Annotated in this window: 13 protein-coding genes; 7 read left to right on the top strand and 6 right to left on the bottom strand. The window is 46.5% G+C overall.

Annotated elements, in window-relative coordinates; all coding sequences use genetic code 11:
- Positions 1 to 2 precede the first annotated feature (2 nt).
- From folX to gltS, 3 genes are all read left to right on the top strand, one after another.
- A complete protein-coding gene (gene folX / locus H9J30_RS15805; RefSeq protein ID WP_240131855.1) occupies positions 3 to 371 on the top strand; it encodes a dihydroneopterin triphosphate 2'-epimerase in 369 nt (122 codons plus the stop codon).
- A gap of 81 nt (positions 372 to 452) precedes the next feature.
- On the top strand, positions 453 to 1,343 hold the full coding sequence (locus tag H9J30_RS15810) for a TIGR01777 family oxidoreductase (RefSeq protein WP_240131856.1): 891 nt from the start codon (positions 453 to 455) through the stop codon (positions 1,341 to 1,343).
- A gap of 546 nt (positions 1,344 to 1,889) precedes the next feature.
- On the top strand, positions 1,890 to 3,113 hold the full coding sequence (gene gltS, locus H9J30_RS15815; RefSeq protein ID WP_240131857.1) for a sodium/glutamate symporter: 1,224 nt from the start codon (positions 1,890 to 1,892) through the stop codon (positions 3,111 to 3,113).
- Positions 3,114 to 3,168: 55 nt separating this feature from the next.
- Here the strand turns inward: gltS and lepB are convergent, their stop codons facing one another.
- The 3 genes from lepB to H9J30_RS15830 form a co-directional block, all read right to left on the bottom strand.
- A complete protein-coding gene (gene lepB / locus H9J30_RS15820) occupies positions 3,169 to 3,831 on the bottom strand; it encodes a signal peptidase I (protein ID WP_240131858.1) in 663 nt (220 codons plus the stop codon).
- 255 nt (positions 3,832 to 4,086) lie between these two features.
- Entirely contained in the window at positions 4,087 to 6,606 is a 2,520-nt protein-coding gene (locus H9J30_RS15825; protein ID WP_240131859.1) for an ABC transporter permease, read from the bottom strand.
- 3 nt (positions 6,607 to 6,609) lie between these two features.
- Positions 6,610 to 7,359: an ABC transporter ATP-binding protein gene (locus H9J30_RS15830; protein ID WP_240131860.1), complete on the bottom strand. Its 750-nt coding sequence runs from the start codon at positions 7,357 to 7,359 to the stop codon at positions 6,610 to 6,612.
- A gap of 52 nt (positions 7,360 to 7,411) precedes the next feature.
- Here H9J30_RS15830 and H9J30_RS15835 point away from each other — a divergent pair, with 52 nt between their 5' ends.
- From H9J30_RS15835 to H9J30_RS15850, 4 genes are all read left to right on the top strand, one after another.
- On the top strand, positions 7,412 to 8,011 hold the full coding sequence (locus H9J30_RS15835) for an arylesterase (RefSeq protein ID WP_240131861.1): 600 nt from the start codon (positions 7,412 to 7,414) through the stop codon (positions 8,009 to 8,011).
- Positions 8,012 to 8,155: 144 nt separating this feature from the next.
- Positions 8,156 to 9,223: a DUF3083 family protein gene (locus H9J30_RS15840; RefSeq protein WP_240131862.1), complete on the top strand. Its 1,068-nt coding sequence runs from the start codon at positions 8,156 to 8,158 to the stop codon at positions 9,221 to 9,223.
- A gap of 350 nt (positions 9,224 to 9,573) precedes the next feature.
- Positions 9,574 to 12,297, top strand: a complete 2,724-nt coding sequence (locus H9J30_RS15845) for an SO2930 family diheme c-type cytochrome (RefSeq protein ID WP_240131863.1) — start codon at positions 9,574 to 9,576, stop codon at positions 12,295 to 12,297.
- Positions 12,298 to 12,414: 117 nt separating this feature from the next.
- On the top strand, positions 12,415 to 13,596 hold the full coding sequence (locus H9J30_RS15850) for an SO2930 family diheme c-type cytochrome (protein ID WP_240131864.1): 1,182 nt from the start codon (positions 12,415 to 12,417) through the stop codon (positions 13,594 to 13,596).
- A 252-nt stretch (positions 13,597 to 13,848) separates the two neighbouring features.
- Here H9J30_RS15850 and H9J30_RS15855 read toward each other — a convergent pair whose 3' ends face one another.
- From H9J30_RS15855 to H9J30_RS15865, 3 genes are all read right to left on the bottom strand, one after another.
- A complete protein-coding gene (locus tag H9J30_RS15855) occupies positions 13,849 to 14,868 on the bottom strand; it encodes an AraC family transcriptional regulator (RefSeq protein WP_240131865.1) in 1,020 nt (339 codons plus the stop codon).
- 194 nt (positions 14,869 to 15,062) lie between these two features.
- Positions 15,063 to 16,079, bottom strand: coding sequence for a protease SohB (sohB, locus tag H9J30_RS15860; RefSeq protein ID WP_240131866.1), 1,017 nt, complete (start codon positions 16,077 to 16,079; stop codon positions 15,063 to 15,065).
- Between the two features lie 112 nt (positions 16,080 to 16,191).
- Positions 16,192 to 18,678: a VolA/Pla-1 family phospholipase gene (locus tag H9J30_RS15865; RefSeq protein ID WP_240131867.1), complete on the bottom strand. Its 2,487-nt coding sequence runs from the start codon at positions 18,676 to 18,678 to the stop codon at positions 16,192 to 16,194.
- Positions 18,679 to 18,880: the final 202 nt, after the last annotated feature.

Raw genomic sequence — 18,880 nt, forward strand, 5'->3', positions numbered from 1 at the left:
TTATGAAACCAGAAACCGCGATTATACGCATTAAAAATTTAAGGCTGCGCACTTTTATTGGCATAAAAGACGATGAGATCCAAAATCGGCAGGACGTGATAATCAATATCGTCATCCATTACTGCGCCGCCAAGGCCCGCAACAGCGATAATGTTGATGATGCGCTTAATTACCGTACTATCACAAAAAAAATCATCGAGCTAATTGAAAACAATCGCTTCTCACTGCTTGAAAATCTCACTAGCCAAACCTTAGCTATTGCCAGCGAGCATCCTTGGGTAGAATTTGCCAGTGTCGAAATCGACAAACCCCACGCCCTGCGCTTTGCCGATTCAGTCTCAATGGAACTGTGTTACCAAAAAAACCAATAAAGTGATCCCTACTTGCCCGTTATCGTATTTTGCTTATAAGGTTTGAAATCAAAGAAAACCACCTCAGCTAAGGAGTTGACGATGAAGATATTAATAACAGGAGCAAGTGGATTTATCGGTCAACAGTTAGTGGCCCATTTAGCCAACCAGCATGAACTGTTATTGTTAACTCGCCACCCAGGCAGCAGTCGGCAGTTATTAGGCCCGCAGCACCAATATTTGAGCTCCTTAGATGAGATTGATGATTTAAATCATATCGATGCTGTGATCAATCTTGCTGGTGAACCGATAGTCGCAAAACGTTGGAGTGCACAGCAAAAACAGCGCATATGCGATAGTCGCTGGAATATCACTGCAAGACTTAGCCAACTTATTTTGCAAAGCAACAATCCACCGCAAGTGATGATAAGTGGCTCTGCCATCGGCTTTTATGGCCGTCAAGGCGCCATTCCCATTGATGAGCACGCCGTTCCCCACTCTGAATTCAGCCATGACATTTGTAAAGAATGGGAACGACTAGCCCTTAAAGCGACGAGCAAAACCCGCGTCTGTATTCTACGTACAGGTATTGTGCTTGGGCATGGCGGTGCACTGGCAAAAATGCTCCCGCCCTTTAAACTCGGTCTTGGCGGGCCAATAGGTCATGGCCGTCAAGGGATGAGTTGGATACACATCCACGATATGGTGGCCCTGATCGAGTTTCTGCTTTGTCATCAAGAATGCCATGGGATATTTAATGCCACAGCCCCCTATCCTGTCAGTAATGCCGAGTTTTCTAAGACCCTTGGTAAGGTATTAAATCGTCCGGCCTTTATGACAGCACCAGCACCAGTCTTACGACTTGCAATGGGGGAAATGGCGGATCTGCTGACTGAAGGCCAATTTGTGCTCCCCAAACATGCACTCGATGCAGGATTTACCTTCCGTTTCGAGCAACTCGAACCCGCACTTAAAGACCTACTAGCAAGTTAACTTGATGTTGAGCCAGCTATAGCCCGTAACTGGCTTGGCAAAAAATGTTATCAAGCCAACGGACAGGCGATGTAGGCATACTCAAGAATGACTTAAAAATCAGCGACAAATACTTACTGATACGGGATATTTGCCAGCTTATTGCAACCGGATTTTTCAGCCCCATTTGACAACAGCCTAAAAACATAAACACAACACTATGGTTATAAAGACAATTTAACGACATTAACGCATTTTTCTGTTACACTCCCTTCCACTTGCTCGTCAATATTGTCGTCTCAGCGCCCGCATTAAAGCACAGCTAACGACCTTGGCAAGATCATTATCTTCAGTATTCGTGCCTTAGCGGCAATGCTGATCAACTTAACCAATACGGTTCATATTCGCGCTTAATACTTCTTCTCCACTCTTGGAGATTGACTAAGATTGTCCTTAGATCGCGCGTTTAACACTCAGAATTAGCGAGTGCTAAATAACGAGATGGGATGCCCTAACTCACTTTGAGTCTAGCGGTGTACCCACACAAACCATTTGTAAGGAACTATCATGCACACCACTTACACAATTGGCGAACTCGAGTCGTTCTTAATTGCTATCTTCGTGCTGTTTATTGGCCATTCCATTAATCGCCATGTGCGTGTTTTTAAACAATACAATATTCCAGAGCCTATTGTTGGTGGGCTTGTCGTTGCCGCTGTCATCGCCTTTTTGCATTTTCAAGACATCACCCTCGCCTTTAGCCTGCCCATGCAAAACACCTTAATGCTGATGTTTTTCAGCACCATAGGTTTATCGGCGAACTATAAGCTACTACTGAGTGGCGGTAAGAAAGTGTTTATTTTTCTTGGCGTGGCTTCGGTTTATATCATTATTCAAAATGCCGTTGGTGTGAGTCTCGCGAGCCTGTTAGGGTTAGATCCTATTCTTGGCCTTATTGCAGGTTCCATTACCCTTTCAGGCGGACACGGTACTGGCGTCGCTTGGTCGCAAACCTTTGCCGAAAATTATGGCATTAACACCTTAGAACTCGCGATGGCGGCGGCAACCTTTGGACTCGTTATGGGCGGGATCATCGGCGGCCCCGTCGCACAGCGATTAATTAGCAAGCACAACCTTGTTTCAAGCTATGGCGTTGGTCGAAAGCACCACGCCACTCATCCGCAATTGGTCACCTATGATCAGCTCGAAGAAGACCAAGTTACCGCCAAAACGATTATAGAAACCCTGTTTGTACTGCTGTTTTGTGTCGCTGGAGCGAAATGGTTTTCTATGCTGGTCAGCGAATACGGACTTAATTGGCTCAAAATGCCGGACTTTGTCTATGCATTATTTCTCGGCGTTGTGATAGCCAACATCACCGAAGTCACTCGCGGTTACAAACCCCATACTGAGAGTATCGATGTGATTGGCACGGTGGCACTGTCATTATTCCTCTCTATGGCCTTGATGAACCTTAAATTGTGGGAAATTTTAGATCTCGCCATCCCGTTACTCATCATCCTAGTCGTACAAACCGTTGTGCTCGCTGTGTTTGCCTATTTTGTGACCTTTAAAATAATGGGTAGCAACTATGATGCGGCGGTGATCACCGGAGGCCACTGCGGCTTTGGTATGGGTGCTACCCCCACGGCAGTAATGAATATGGGAGCGCTGGTGTCGCGCACTGGCCCTTCGCCCCAAGCTTTTATGGTGGTGCCAATTGTGGGCGCGTTCTTTATCGATATCGTCAATTTAATCGTCCTGCAGGGCTACCTCAGCTTTATCATGTAGCCAAACAATAATAAAAATGGCGCCTAGAAAGGCGCCATTTTATCTATGCAAAAACTTAAAAATCTTGCATTAAACGTTCTGGCCGCGGTAAGTAATAATTATCATAATCCAGTGAGAAAACCAGCGAACTTGAACGGCCCACAATTTCATCTCGGGGCACAAAGCCTATTACCCGAGAATCGGCACTGTTATCTCGATTATCCCCTAGTACCAAATAATGGTTATCAGGCACCGTAACAGGGCCAAAATTAGCCAGCTGTGAGGGCTGCGGATTGAGGCGAATACTGTGCACTATGCCGAGGAGTTCCTCCTGCCACTCGGTGACATTCGCTGGCGAAGAGGCACTTAATGCTTGCGATGTATAAACGAGTGGTTTGCCATTTAAATACAAGCGATTATCTTGCATCATCACAGTATCACCGGGTACGGCAATCACCCGCTTAATCAGCTTTTTATCGGCCTTTTTAGAGTCGAATACGACAATATCCCCACGCACAGGATCTGCCAGTTTGACTAACGCGATATGCGTAAATGGCACTCTGATATCGTAAGCCATCTTATTCACTAGAATGCGGTCGCCCTCGACAATCGTAGGCAACATAGAACCTGTCGGCACCGTATTCCAATCAGCCACCGCACTTCTAAACACCAGCATTAAACTGATAAACAACAAAAAAGAGCCGTAATCCTTGAGCAAAGTTCTTATTCCTTTAAACATCCTATTCCTCACTATGCGGTCATTAGCAGATTAACATCTGTAAGCAAATTAAATTAAGCGAGTCACTTAAGATAGACTCATTAAAACGCACTAAGTTCGCATCAGATAACACTTCACGACCCTCCATTGGTCAGTCGATGAAAAATACGCAAACAGATAATCTCACTCCTAACAAAAAAGCACTGAGCTTATGCGGCATCAGTGCTTTCTATTGTTAACTTAGCATCATGTCGTTTTGTCATGGGCCAATAGCGACTAATTCCCCGCCTTTAACAATTCTCCACAGGATTGATTAAGTAATTGGCGGCAGCGCCATACCCCAAGTAATGCGACTAACAGTGCGCCAGACACAGGGGCAATGGCCCACCAAGGCCAGTGCATATACACATTGAGTTCAAATACTTGGGTCTTTAACAGATACAAGGCAAATTCGGCAACGATCACCGCCAATACCCCTGCAATCCCACCAAGCAAAGCAAACTCAAATCCGGTTGCACTGCGTAATAACCAACCAGAAGCACCAAAGGTACGCAGCACTGCGAGCTCGCGCTGGCGCGTTGCCATCCCCGCTTCAGTTTGAGCGATAAGCACCAATGCACTTGCCAGCAATACAAGAACTAAGACGAGGGTCAACGACAGGGAAACCTGCTCGATAATTTGCCGAAGTTGTCCCACCATGGCGCCCACATCAATAATCGATACCGTTGGAAATTGCTGGATCAACTCGAGGATCAGCGTATTTTTCGGTGCCCCCTCGCCGCTCACCGTATTGTTAGGTCCTTTTTCATCCAAATAGAAACTTGCCATGGAGGTATAGGCAAACGGTGCTAACGCTTCTTGAGTAAAAATCATAAAAAAGTTTGGTTGTAATGTTTCCCAGTGCACGGCGCGAATACTGGCGATCTTAACCGTGAGCTCTTGGTTATCAATCACATAGGTCAGTTTATCACCCAATTTCACCCCTAAACGCTCGGCGACACCCGATTCCACCGACACCTCATCGGCAGCTTGATTAAATTGCCCTTCGAGTAACTCGTTATTGGCTGGCAAGGTATTACGCCAGGTGAGATTGAGCTCGCGGGAAATCCCCACTCGGCCTTTTTCCCCCGCCTCCGCCTGCTCGTTGGAGATCAAGGTTTCGCCATTTATTTGCGTCAGTCTGCCACGAATAACCGGGTAGATATCTGTTGCTGCAATGCCCTTTTGCGCCATAAAGTCGTTTAATGGCTTAGCATCGTCGGGAGCAATATTCACTAAAAAATAGTTAGGGGCATTCTCGGGCAGTTGCTTTTGCCACTCATTCAGTAAATCCTGCCTAAGGGCCAAAATTGTCAGTAGCAATACCAGCGCCGCACTAAAGCCCACTAATTGCACCGCATTTTGCCTAGCTCGGCGCCTTAAGCCCGCCAGCGCAAGTTGCAAGGGATTGGTGGTTTTCATGCCTACACTGTGACCGAGGCGGATCATCACAAATCCCAAAAGGCTGAGCAGCACCCCAAGTAACAATACCGCCGCCACAACGGTTAAGGTCAATGCCCAACTTTGAGAATAAAGGTATCCCAAGAGCGCCATCGCCCCCAAGCTTAAGAGTAAATGCAGCCACATACCCAGCTGTAACCCTTCGAGTTGCCGTTGTAATACCCGCAGCGGCGGAATGGCGAGCAATCGCATCAAAGGATAAGCGGAAAACATAAAGGCACTGATAAGCCCTGTGCTGATGCCAAGGAGTATCGGACGCGTCAATGGTGGCGAATAGGCCGCAATTTCAGGGGGTAACAGTTGGTTAATGCCTAAATCGAGCAGTGCGCCCCCCATCAGCCCAAGTCCAATGCCAAACAGGGTTACCAGCAATAGATGTATCCCAAACAAACACCGAATTTGTGACGATGAAGCGCCAAAGGTTTTTAGCATCGCCACCACATCATAATGACGCTGACAGTAACGCTGGGCGGCAATGCCTATCGCGGCGCAAGCAAGGGCAATACCGAGTAAGCTGGCAAGCAGTAAAAATCGCTCCGCCCGCTTTACCGCGCCAGCAATCGGTGAGTCACCTGACTGCACATCGACCCAACGCTGAGAATTATTTAAGAGTGGTTTAACGCTGTTTTCAAAGGCAGTTAGCGCAGCTTCCTCTCCGGCAAATTGATACAGATACGTCACTCGGCTACCTGGCTGGATCACCCCTGTTTTAGCAACATCTTCTATCCGCATTAACACTACAGGCGAAGACGCAAAGGGATTAAATCCCGCATCGGGTAAGCGGCTGATTTCTTGGCTTAAGTTAAACTCGCTGTTGCCTAGCTCGAGCATTTTGGGGTATCCCAAGAGCCCACCTAAGCGGCTTTCAAACCAAATTTCATTGGCTTTGGGCAAGCCATCAGCCTTGATATCAGTCCCTTTATCTATCGCATTATCGCCTTTAAGCTCAATATGGCCTTTAAGGGGGTATCCTTGCTCAACAGCACGCACTGTCACTAACTGAAATTGATCGCCCGCATACACCATGGAGTTAAATTGCATATTGGTGACATGCTTAAGGCCAAGCTCATCGGCCTTGGCCAGAATAGTGCTATCAATTTGCACGGGGGAGTCGATAATACGATCCGCAGCAATAAATTGCGTCGCCTGGCCGTTGATAGCGACTTGCAATCGCTCACTCACCCGCGCAAGGCCACTCACAGAGAGCACCGCCAAGGTAATAGCGAGGATAATTAATAACAATTGCCCCTGTTGCAGCTCCCGCTTAAACAGGCGCCATGCCAAACTTAGCTCCATGGGTTAAGCCTCCTTGGCGCTTAATTCAAGGTTGTCATTCACATTGTGTGGTTGAGGCGCGCCCAACTCTTCTTGTAAGTGGCCGTTATCCATAACTAATTGCCGTTGGCAGCGCTTTGCCAATTGCAAGTCGTGGGTAACTAAAATGAGCGTGGTGTGGCTTTCTTGGTTAAGTTCAAACAGCATATCGGCAATTTTATGGCCATTAACACTGTCTAAATTGCCCGTGGGTTCATCGGCAAAAAGCACTTTAGGTTCACAAATAAAGGCCCGCGCAATCGCAACCCTTTGCTGTTCACCGCCGGATAATTGTTTAGGTAAATGGGTCAAACGGTGGGATAACCCCACCCGCCCAAGCATAGCTTCAGCCTTTTCCTTGGCATTGTTAACCCCAGCAAGCTCGGCTGGCAGCATCACATTTTCAAGGGCTGTTAAAGTGTCGACCAACATAAAGGATTGAAAAATAAAGCTCACTTTCTGCTTACGCAACGCCGCTTTTTGTTCTTCATTGAGCGGTGATAACGCCTCGCCATCAAGCCAGATCTCCCCCGCTGTTGGGGTGTCGAGCGCGGCGAGTAAGCCAAGTAACGTCGATTTACCCGAGCCGGATGGCCCTAATATCGCCACACTTTCCCCCTGCTTGACATCTAAGTTAATGCCCTTGAGGATAGTGAGCGAACCTTCCTGAGTAGTCACCGATTTTTCGAGGTTAACAACATTGATGGCACTATTTTTTGAAACGACGTTAGACATAGGATCCTTCTTATACAAATCGTTTTTGCGTCAATCGCATAGATGCAAGCCAATGGCGAAAGCCTTGGTGACCTGCATCCTGTTAAGTCTGTGTGTTACCACGCCAGTTCAGGCGGCGAAAGTGTTGATCCTCGGCGATAGCTTAGGTGCAAGCTATGGCATGTCGGAACAACTCGGCTGGGTGGCGCTGCTGCAAAAAAACTTACCCGAGCATGAATTTACCAATGGTTCAGTGAGCGGTGAAACCACAGCGGGCGGTTTGCGTCGCTTGCCTGCCCTACTTGATTCCGTTGCACCCAATTTAGTGGTAGTCGAACTCGGCGGTAACGATGGTTTACGTGGATTCCCCCCGACGCAACTTAAAAATAACCTAACCCAAATCATTACCCTAGCCAAAAATAGCGGTGCCAAAGTGCTACTGACCGAAATCATGGTACCGCCTAACTATGGCCCTCGCTACACCCAAAAGTTCACCGAAGTGTATCAAGAGATTGCCAAAGATGAGGATATTCCACTGGTCCCCTTCTTTATGAAGGAAATTGCCCCCAATCCCGAACTGATGCAAAGAGATGGCATTCATCCCAATGAAAAGGCCCAAGAGAAAATTGCCACTTGGATGCAACCTTGGATTGAAAAAGCGTTAACGCAATAAAATCGCTGTAATTTTAAGCTAATAAACAGTTTGCTGATGTAAACTCATATTTAAACGATAAAAACATGCTCCAACTCAACATTAGTGCCTGAGATAAACAGTAAAATTCGTGTTAGCAAATGGTTAACCCAACAAGGAGTCAATATGTCCCTTAGCCATCAGCAAAAAGTGTACATACCCAAGGAAGCTCGTACCAATCAGTACATCACCGCCGAAATCAAAGTCACGGATGAATTACTGAACCAATACCCCGATTACCATAGCTGTTATCAGACTTTAAGCCGGATTATTTTTAACTTGGCAGAACAACACGATCTGCGTAATGTTCATGTGATCACTAACGATAAACTGCCAGTCGTGCGTTACCACACCGAGGCCTATTGTTTCCAAACAGCTGAACAGATTCTGTTTTTCTACAATCCCGCCTATCACGAGGCACAAAATCTGTTCACTGCGGACAACTACCGCGCCCGCAAACTGCGTATCGTATTTTTGGCCACAGGCGATGAAATCCGCAGTAACTCAGCTAATTTCCATACGCGAGTGCAAGAATTCTTAAACCAGTTAATGCCAAAGCTGCCGATCAAAGATCTTAAAGTGAAGATCCGTGATCACCAACATTTATCCTATGATTTATTCGCAAAATCAAAAGGAAACAAAGAAACCTACGGCTATAAACTCAGAGCCATCGCACCAAGATACAAGGCCAGAAAATGTGAGCTGCCGGAAAACGTCAGCTCTCTCACTTATGTCACCGTCAGCCTGCCGCTGAGTCGCAAACTCAAACAAGGTTTACTACCAGAGTCAGCAACTGACTTTAGCCCATTATATCAACACCTTGAGGATAACTTCCTGAAAGCGGCAGCTAATAAGCAATTGACGCGGTTGGCTATGATCGCCAATGGATTAACCCCCTTAGTGCGTAACAGCAAGTTTGAAAAACTCGACAGCAAAGCCGAAGTTCAAATGATCGGTTTTGACCCTAACGCAACCGAGCAGCAAGTGATCCGCCGCTGGGATGCCGATAACTTAGTCGAAGCCGCGCATTTTACAATTGTCGCTGGTGCGAAAGATTGCGATGATGCAGGCTATGGCCGCTTTATGAATAATGTTGAAGCCGCACTGAAAAGCTTTGCGGCGGAGATAGGACTTGATCCCGAGCGCGAAGATCTGGTCATACGCTTCCACCAGCATATTAGCTACCTACTCTAAGTTGTGTCATTGAAAGTATAAGGGCGCTCTAGCTTGTCTCTTGATCACAAGTCCTCCTGGTTAAGAGACATAGCCAACTCAAAACCCTCAAGGATGGTTTATTACTTGAACCATCCTTCCTACACTAATGCCCTTTTTATTACACTTAATACTCACCACACAAATCTCACTAAAATAAGCATCTTAAGTGGCCATTTTTATACCTTAAACCAATCCAAGCACCACGAACGTAGCAGGCCACATCCCTGTTATTCACTATGCATTGCACCATTTTGGCCATATTTCACATTGCCTTTTTCTGCTCGGAGCGCATCCTGTTAACGAAATTATAACAAAAAGCAGGAGCACTTATGTTCAACAAGACAGTAAATCCACTCACGTGCAAGGGATTGATGGCTAAACAGGGCCATCCCCCACAACAAAATCACAAGACTCATCGTAGAGCACATTGGCTGATGCCAACGGGAGTAGCCCTATTGATGGCTTTTAATCTAACCGGTTGTTTTTCAGACGATGATCCCGCACCGGTTGTCACGCCACCCGTAGTACAACCACCAGAACCAGGCCCCACCTTCCCCGAAGGCGCTATAAAAATCCCAGCGGGCGATAACCTCACTACTCGCATTCAAGAAGCCTTAATTAATGCGCAAAGTGGCGCCGTGATAGTGCTCCCTAAAGGGACCTTTAATATTGACTCGACCTTGCTGTTTGATGGTGACGTGGATGGGGATGGCAGCTATGCCAAAAACGTTACTATCATGGGTTATGGGATGAAGGATACTGTGCTTAATTTCTCTCAAGCTAACTCGGGAGATGGAATTTTCGTTCAAAACGCACTCAACATTACCATTCAAGATCTGTCGGTCAATGAGGCGAAAAACAACGGTATCAAGCTTAAAAATACTAACGGCATTATCCTGCGCCGCGTTGGCGCAGTATGGGAAGGCGAACTCGATAAAGATAATGGCGCATACGGTCTGTACCCCGTTGAATGTGAAAACATTCTAATTGAAGACAGTTATGTGCGCGGCAGTGCCGATGCGGGGATTTATGTCGGCCAATCCCAGTATATTGTCGTACGTCGCAATATCGCCAAAGAAAACGTGGCAGGGATTGAAATCGAAAACTCTAAATATGCCGACGTTTATAACAACGAAGCGATGGGCAATACCGGTGGGATTTTAGTGTTCGACTTACCCATCAACAACCATAGATACGGCTCTAGTGTGCGGATTTTCAACAATAAAGTGTATGATAACAACACACCCAACTTCGCCAATGCTTCGGCTAACCCCGCGGGCGTGCATATCGTACCGCCAGGCACTGGAGTTATTATTTTATCCACCGCAGATGTGGAAATCTTCAATAACGAAATTACCCGCCACGACACCCTAGGTGTAACAATCAGCAGCTTCTTTATTGCTGAACCTGATATGACCTCCTTTGTGGGCAACTACGGTCAACCAGGCCAAGCGATTGACGATGGTTGGAGACCGGTACCGCGTAATATTTATTTACACGACAACAAAATTACCGACTATGGCACTAAGCCAAAAGGTTATTTAATTCAAGATATTATTCGTGCCTATGTGATAAGCCATGGCACCTTGCCCGGCGTACTCTATGACGGTTTAGGGGAAATGCTCGCCAATAATGGCACAGCCGCGTACCTCGGCTTAAAAGAAACGCCCTTTGCCACTGATGGTAGCGATAACGTCTGCGCCAGTGATAACGGTGATGTGTCCTACGGCAGACTCTATGCCAACAGCAACACCGACATCAGCATCGCCGATGTGCAATATGAAAAGACCCAAAATGCCCTGCTGAAATGTACTCAAGTCAGTCTGCCAGTGCATACCGTCACCTTTGCTGGCCAAGTATTTGGCTGTGGTGTTGACGATAATACCGCAGGTTGTGATGGTGGTGTTTTGGTCGGCGGTGGCGGCACAATCGGTGAGGGTGAAGGCGGTTTAATCGGCGATGGCGATCAAAGTCTGTGCAAAGCCACTGGCTCAAATGTCAGTTGGGATGCACTACTGAAAGCAAACTGCCCGAAACTATCGGATTACAATCTGTTTAGCGATGCTAAAAATCCAACCGCTGGAGCTAATTCGGGTGGTGTCCCTTATGATCTCAACACGCCGTTATTTACCGACTACGCCAGTAAATATCGCTTTGTGTATTTGCCTTCTGGACAAAAAGCCAGTTACTCAGAAAATGAGACTTTTGACTTCCCTGTGGGAAGCGTCATTGTAAAAACCTTTGCCCTACCCAGTGACACCAGTAAGCGCGGTATTAGCAACGAAAGTTTGATAGAAACGCGTTTGCTGATCCATCGTCCAACGGGATGGAGTGCCCTCCCCTATGTTTGGAATGCCGATAGAACCGATGCTACCTTGGCAAAAGCTGGAGCCATTAGCAGCCAAACACTGACACATAAGGGGCAAAATCTCACCTTCAACTACGTGGTTCCCAACATGAACCAATGTAAACAGTGTCACCAGTTTAAAGCCGATGACAAAAGCAATGCCGTGTTCGTACCAATTGGTCCCAAAGCACGCCACTTGAACCGCAATTACAGCTACCAAGATGGCACGATGAACCAACTGCTAAAATGGGAAAATCTTGGTATTTTGCAAGGATTACCAAACCTTAGCCAAGTGTCGCAAGTACCCGCCTATCAGGATGGGGATGAAACGACCGTCGCGAGTTTAAGTGACTCAGCCTTAATGCAAACAGCAAAGGGTTACTTAGATATCAACTGTGCCCACTGCCATAGACCCGAGGGCAATGCCTCTAATACCGGCTTAAAACTCGAATACTGGCGTGGTTATAACGATGATGCGGGTTTCTCCCACGGCACTTGTAAATCGCCTGTTGCCTACGGTGGTGGAAACCTCGGTTTTGATGTGGTCCCCGGCAATGCCGCTAAGTCCATCATGCACTTTAGAATGCAAAGCACATCCCCAGGCGATCGTATGCCTGAGATTGGCCGTAGCTTAGCCCATGATGAAGGTGTAGCACTGATCAGCGAATGGATTAAACGTCTACCCGCGGCAAGCTGCTCACAATAGTGGTTTATCGAGTCACTCGACGTAAAAACTCGTTTAAATAAATAGCAACTAAAAACAGAGAAGGCCGACACAAGGCCTTCTCATGCTTCATTCAATTAACTAACGAGCGGATAACTCATGAAAAACGGCCAAACTCTTTCGTTTATATTGCTGCTAACGACGCTGCTCACGGCCTGCGGCGGTAGTGACAGCCAAAGCAGTGATAATAACCAAACACCGCCGCCCACAACACCAACAGATCCAACCCCACCAGCCAGCCTTTGTGTTAACACATCTGGACAAGTCAATTGGCAGGCATTAATGGCGGAAGACTGCCCACAGTTAAGCCAGTACGGACTATTTGTTGATCCAGCTAACCCAACCTCACAACCTCAAACACCGGGCTTTAGTTATCAGTTAGCCACCCAGCTATTTTCTAACTACGCCAATAAATACCGTTTTATCTACTTGCCCGCAGGTACCAGCATGCAATATCAAGCCCAAGAGGCATTTGAAATTCCGACCGGGACAGTGCTAGTAAAAACTTTTGCCCTACCACAGGATACCGCGATCACAGGCATAGCCAACGAAACACTCATCGAAACTCGGTTATTGATAAAACGTGCTCAGGGCTGGACAAGTCTGGTTTACCAATGGCAGCAAGGTCAGGCAAAACTAATCACTGCTGGCGCAACTGTGTCCCATAGCCTTATCAACCAAGGCCAAAGCCAACACTTTGATTACAACATTCCTAGCCGCGCCGAGTGCAAAGTTTGCCATCAGATAAACCAAGATAACACCAGCCAAATCATTCCGATTGGCCTTAAAGCTCATCTATTAAACCACGAGATAAACCACCAAGGCCAAACCGTTAACCAACTGAGCCTTTGGGCAGAACAGGGCAAACTTTCACAATTGCCTGATATAAAGCTAGTGGCAAAAACCTATGCTATCGACAACAGCCAAGCCGATTTAACCGCCCGCGCTAAGGGCTATTTAGACGTTAATTGCGCCCACTGCCATAGCGCCAAAGGCTTTGCCAGTATCTCAGGTTTGCGGCTCGGTTTTTATATTGATCACACCAGTTATCAATATGGGATCTGCAAGCAGCCTCCAGGATGGGATGGCGGCCCCAAGGGACTCGATTACGATATTGTCCCCGGCAATGCAGAGCACTCTATTTTACTCTATCGCCAAACGCTCTCTGAGCCTAAAGACCGAATGCCACCCATTGGTCGTAATCTTGAACATCAAGAAGGTGTTGAATTAATCAGGCAATGGATAGATTCGCTCGCCCCAAGCTTAGGAACTTGTGTTTAAGAAATGGGTTGTTGATGCTACTAGGGTGTGTGACGTTAGGAGGTTCAATCCTGTTTGTTCTCGCAGCTCGTAGACGTACATGATGGTTGATATGAATGATTCGGATCAGATGGCGAACAACGTTTGAAAAAGAAAGCATAAGCAAGGGCTTGATGTGATAAATCAGATAGGCAGTAGAAAGCAAGTCAACTGCCTTTTTTCATTAAAGTACAAAGTGGTTATGGCGAGTTAATGTTTGTTTACGTCTCCCTTTTAACCGCTGTTAAGCCGGCTAAAATATCCAGGTGGATGACCAATCCAATGCTTAAAGGATTGACGAAAATGACTCACATCGCTGTAACCTAGGCTTTCAGCAATCGCTTCAATATCTAGCTCATTGGCTAAAATCAACTCAACCGCCCGTTGGCAGCGCACCTGATCGACTAAACGCTGATAACTCGATCCCAATTGCGCGAGCCTTCGTCGAAAACTGCGATCGCTCATATGCAGTTGAGCCGCCATATCATCTAAATGTGGCACATAGGGAAACTGAGCACGGATCGCCTTCAGCACAGTTTCAATAAAGGAAGTGCTAGAGACAGAAGATGTCATCTCTGCAAATTTAGGGAAAGAATAGTTTATCCCAAGCACCAGATAATTAAGGGAAATACTCCACTCGTAATATTCACAATTAAATTGTACTTTAGCGCCCGTTGCCACAGATAAAAAACTGCCGTCCCGTACGGGCTCGGCTAAATTAATTTGAGTCAGACGTATTTCCGCCCCAGTTAACTCCCTCGCCAATCCCAACAACGAACCAATACTGTGGAGGAACTGAAAACCATATTGTTCTTTATCAATACGACCCGTATTGAGCCAACGAATGCAAACACTGTCATCTTCTAGACGTATCAGAGAATCAGTAAAGCTGCCAACCAAACTCGGGTGATTAATAACAAACTGTAAGCAGGCTTGCAATGAGGTAAGCTCGGCAAGATGGGGCAATAAGACATCTAAACTATTCACCCGGTAACTCAGCCCTAATTTTGTACCAATATCGGGATCGCCACCCTGTAAACGTAAAAACTCCATTGCATATTCCACCTGCCATACATACACAAACTGGCAATGAGTAAGCTCTGCTCGTCCAATACCTATATGTGCACACACTTGCTCAAGAGCCTTATCACCTAAATGCGAGGCAATAAAATCGAGAATATTACGTAGCTCGAATGCAGGGTAGGTTTGGTCACCCACCATCAGGTTCGTCTTGTAGTCGACGCGCTGTAACATAAAAAGTCCTTAGCCCTATTTGTCCAGCCTTTAAATTCCCTAAGTGATTAGTTGTATAAGATCTCGCTTATTTTTAATAGTCTTAAACCAAACTTAATATTAAAAAAATGTATTATTTTATTTCATACCCAATCTAATAAAAAACGCCTGCTCAAAGGCAGGCGTTTTTATGCGGTATTAAGCTATATCATCGCCTACACAGGACGATTTTTCTCAACCAATCGATTAAAAATAGTATTAACAGAAAGCGAAGCACCATGGGCGATTTTATCGGCTAGCTTCTTGCGCACCTGGTAACGCAGCTTATAAACAGTTCGCTCGCCCGCTAACTGCATTAACACATCATCACTGGTTGAAATCGCATCGATAAGGCCCAGTTCTATCGCCTGCTGACCATACCAGTGCTCACCCGTGGCAACCGTTGCTAAATCGAGCTGAGGACGATATTTACTGACAAAGGCTTTGAATAGCTCATGGGTTTCTTCCAGTTCCTGTTGAAACTTCTGTCTGCCCTCGTCGGTATTTTCACCAAACACAGTCAAAGTGCGTTTAAAGTCGCCCGCCGTATGTTGCTCATAATCGATTTCGTGTTTTTTCAGTAAACGGTTGAAGTTAGGTAACTGGGCAACCACACCGATAGAACCAACTATCGCAAATGGCGCGGCATACACTTTATTGGCTACACAGGCCATCATATAACCACCGCTGGCGGCAACTTTATCCACGCAAACCGTTAAAGGAATATCAGCCTGACGTAAACGGTCAAGCTGGCTCGACGCAAGACCATAGCCATGCACCATTCCGCCACCACTTTCAACATTAACGACAACTTCGTCACCCTTTTCAGCAATGGTTAAAATTGCGCTAATTTCCTCACGCAGTGAGGCAACCTCAGCGGCATCAATACTACCCTTAAAATCAATAACAAATACCTTTCCTTTGGTATCGTCCTCGTCGGCTTTGTCCTTTGCCTTCTCTTCTGCTTTGAGTTGCTTTTCATAGGTTTTAAACTGCTTTTTCGTCAGCAATTCTTCCTTCAAGCTATGCTTTAGCTCTTCCAATTCTTCAGAAAAATTGGTGATCCTTAGTTCACCCTTATCCGATTTGTGTTTTACTGTGGACGCCAAGACCACAATAATCACTGCAACAATCGCCACAACGATCGTCACAGCTTTCGCTAAAAACATGCCATATTCGTATAGAAATTCCAAAGTACTCTCCATTGGGGCCTAAGCTTATCCGGTTAATTGCGCGCTATTCTAACAGCCTAAAGCGCCATAAAAAAACCCAGCACAGGCTGGGTTTTTAGGATTTAGCGCAGGATTAGTTCGGACAAGTTGCTATCACGCTTGGATCTGTGACGAAAATAGTCGCTTCACCTTTACCCGCAGTCGATGCATAGGTCGCTACTTGGGTTTGCATTTCAACAGTCGCGGCGCCTGCCATACCATCTGTAGAGTCTTTCTCGCTTGGGTCAACAATCGAGCTGTGGTGACCCTTAGCAAAACGCACCGCACCAGAGCCTTTAGTCGTAGCATCGACACAAGGTAAGCCCAATGCAGAGATCAGCGGCTCAGTGCCCGATAGAGGGAAGTTATCCACCCGATTCGGTAGCACTTGGTCTGGCAGGTTACCGTTACCATCACCTGCCACTTCAATTAAATGCACTGGTAATTTGGTCGCTTTTAACATCGCGGCATGGTTAATTGGGTCAGCCGAGTCCACCGCGGTTTGCACCGCAAAGGCAAAGGAAGGAATAAACTGCGCGTACACCGCTTGTACTAATGCCGCATATTCTGGGCTGCCAGGGGCGTATCCCGCGGTATTGGCTTTATCCACTAATGCTTGGAACGTTGATGAGGCAGTAACATTGCTGAACAGCACTGGCCCAAAAGTGGCTGAACCCGCGAAAGACCCTGCTAAACCACCCGCAGGGGCTACCAAAGAGGCCGCATTAATCGCATATGGATTAGGTAACGCTTCGCCCGTACTTGGATTTTTCATACCTGTGCTCGCGTAAGTCGCAAAGTCAGTTCCCACAATGCCACCTAAGCTTAAGCCCTGCGCGCTAATCTTAGTTACATCAAAAATTTGTGGTTTACTAGCCTGTGCAAGCCCCTGTGCTAATCCGGTTAGGGCTAAACGTACGCCAAGGTGGTCCATCGTGGCTTGACGGAAGTTATCGCGCACCGACAGCGTACTTGAAATATTCACAAAGACTAACGGATTACCATTTTTAAAGGCATCGGGTGTACCAATAACCTCGCCGAAGGAAGGATCGGTTGCCGAAACCTCATAAATACCATCACCATTGGCATCAAATGAACGTGCACCATGTAAAGGCATATCGATAGCCACTGTAGCAACACCCATAGCGGCATAGGACCCCGCATAGGCTAAAGACATTTCCTTACCGCCACCTAATCCATGCAGTGCAATCGTCGTTGGCCAGCCTGAAGTCGGAGGCGTAAAGGATAAACCTTGCTGTTGATAAAAGGCCGCAAGTTTAGTGGCATTAGGCATAGAAATCAGCACAGAGACCGTTTCATAGCCTTTAATCGCTGGAATAGGATTGAACTTAGTCAGATGTTTGGTTTTATCAACCGCGGTGCCATCGTCTAGCAACCAAGTTTTACCCGCCATTAGCGACGGATTAGCTAACGCATCAGCTGGGTTAGCAATACCATTGGCAACAGCTTGCATACCAAAATTGGTTTGACTCAAGGTACCCGCTTGCAGTGCTAATAACACTGACACAGGGCTATCGCCTTGGGCCTTCCAGCGACCATTGATTAATGGTTTACCTTCAGCAGATAAACAACTCACTGAAGAACACTCGCCGTAAATCGGCAGTTTAATCTTCGCGGTATAAACGTCAGCTAAACTTGAAACCACATAGACGGGATCACTTGGATTAGGTGTTAACTGTAACATTTGTGCCACAGTTAACCCAGTAGAAGTCGGCATTTGCGCAAAACTCGGCGCATAGGGTGCGCCCTGCGCCATCAACAGCTTTGTGGTTTCATAGACGTTTGCTACCGATTGAGTGGTAAACAAGCCTGAATAGGTAATGGTTGATGTATCGACATTATGTGCCGCAGCGATACCCTTTTCATAACTGTTGATCAAGGTTTGCAACATCAGCTGATCTGGCGTTTCTAGGGGTAACGTATTGATATCCATCTTCAACGTACCATAGGTTGTCGAAGAGGCAATGCCGCGTCCCTCAGAGTCTTGGATCAAATTGGTTGTCGCATAAATATAAGATTGGCCAGCCTTAAGGGGTTTTAGGGGAAGAATAACGACTTTTGAACCCGATGCAGTTGACACAAAATCGACACCAAACTTAAGCTCTGCGCCGACCTTACAAGCCGATACTGACGGTTTGGCTTTACACTCAGGATCAGAGGACAAGGCGCCCCCCACGGTAGCCTCAAACATTCTCACCGCACCTGGTTGTGCTACAGATGCTGCAAGCAAGCTAAGTTGGGTACCATCGTGATTTTTTGCTAAATCGATATCGATTGAAATAGGTGATGTCGTTGACCAACCATCTAATGCACCCAATGCAATTTGCGGATCGATATAATTGCCTGAGCTTTCACCAGGAATAGACAAAGTACCATCCTTAGTGCCACTAAACAGTAGATCATTAGGTAAAGGCACTTTAGACGTCGCTGGGTCGAACACCATACGGGATTCAGGGATGAGCGGCTCTGTCTTATCCTTGAGTTCGTTATAACTGTCCTCGCCACATCCTGTGAGGCCCAGTGCTGATGCAATCGCAACACACAAAATGAGTCTTTTCATTTTTTTTCCCCAAATCTTGTTGTAATAGTTTTGTTTTCCCCAAGAAATTAGTCACAATAGTGCAAAGCTATGACTAATAGGGCTTATGTTAGCCCCTAACTCATTTCAAGTTAACGTAAAAATATTGAGTTAGCCACAAGTTTGTCACAAACATTTTTGCTATCCATAACAAAGTTTCATTCATTTGTTTGAAACATGCGTT

It is taken from the genome of Shewanella cutis (assembly GCF_022410515.1).
Lineage (GTDB): Bacteria > Pseudomonadota > Gammaproteobacteria > Enterobacterales > Shewanellaceae > Shewanella > Shewanella cutis.

What these genes read in the sequence shown, in the direction of transcription:
- H9J30_RS15840 (WP_240131862.1), top strand. Translation starts at nt 8,156, where the DNA reads ATGTCCCTTAGCCATCAGCAAAAAGTGTACATACCCAAGGAAGCTCGT.
- H9J30_RS15865 (WP_240131867.1), bottom strand. Translation starts at nt 18,678, where the DNA reads ATGAAAAGACTCATTTTGTGTGTTGCGATTGCATCAGCACTGGGCCTC.
- gltS (WP_240131857.1), top strand. Translation starts at nt 1,890, where the DNA reads ATGCACACCACTTACACAATTGGCGAACTCGAGTCGTTCTTAATTGCT.
- H9J30_RS15835 (WP_240131861.1), top strand. Translation starts at nt 7,412, where the DNA reads ATGGCGAAAGCCTTGGTGACCTGCATCCTGTTAAGTCTGTGTGTTACC.
- H9J30_RS15810 (WP_240131856.1), top strand. Translation starts at nt 453, where the DNA reads ATGAAGATATTAATAACAGGAGCAAGTGGATTTATCGGTCAACAGTTA.
- H9J30_RS15855 (WP_240131865.1), bottom strand. Translation starts at nt 14,868, where the DNA reads ATGTTACAGCGCGTCGACTACAAGACGAACCTGATGGTGGGTGACCAA.
- H9J30_RS15850 (WP_240131864.1), top strand. Translation starts at nt 12,415, where the DNA reads ATGAAAAACGGCCAAACTCTTTCGTTTATATTGCTGCTAACGACGCTG.
- H9J30_RS15830 (WP_240131860.1), bottom strand. Translation starts at nt 7,359, where the DNA reads ATGTCTAACGTCGTTTCAAAAAATAGTGCCATCAATGTTGTTAACCTC.
- H9J30_RS15845 (WP_240131863.1), top strand. Translation starts at nt 9,574, where the DNA reads ATGTTCAACAAGACAGTAAATCCACTCACGTGCAAGGGATTGATGGCT.
- H9J30_RS15825 (WP_240131859.1), bottom strand. Translation starts at nt 6,606, where the DNA reads ATGGAGCTAAGTTTGGCATGGCGCCTGTTTAAGCGGGAGCTGCAACAG.
- lepB (WP_240131858.1), bottom strand. Translation starts at nt 3,831, where the DNA reads ATGTTTAAAGGAATAAGAACTTTGCTCAAGGATTACGGCTCTTTTTTG.
- folX (WP_240131855.1), top strand. Translation starts at nt 3, where the DNA reads ATGAAACCAGAAACCGCGATTATACGCATTAAAAATTTAAGGCTGCGC.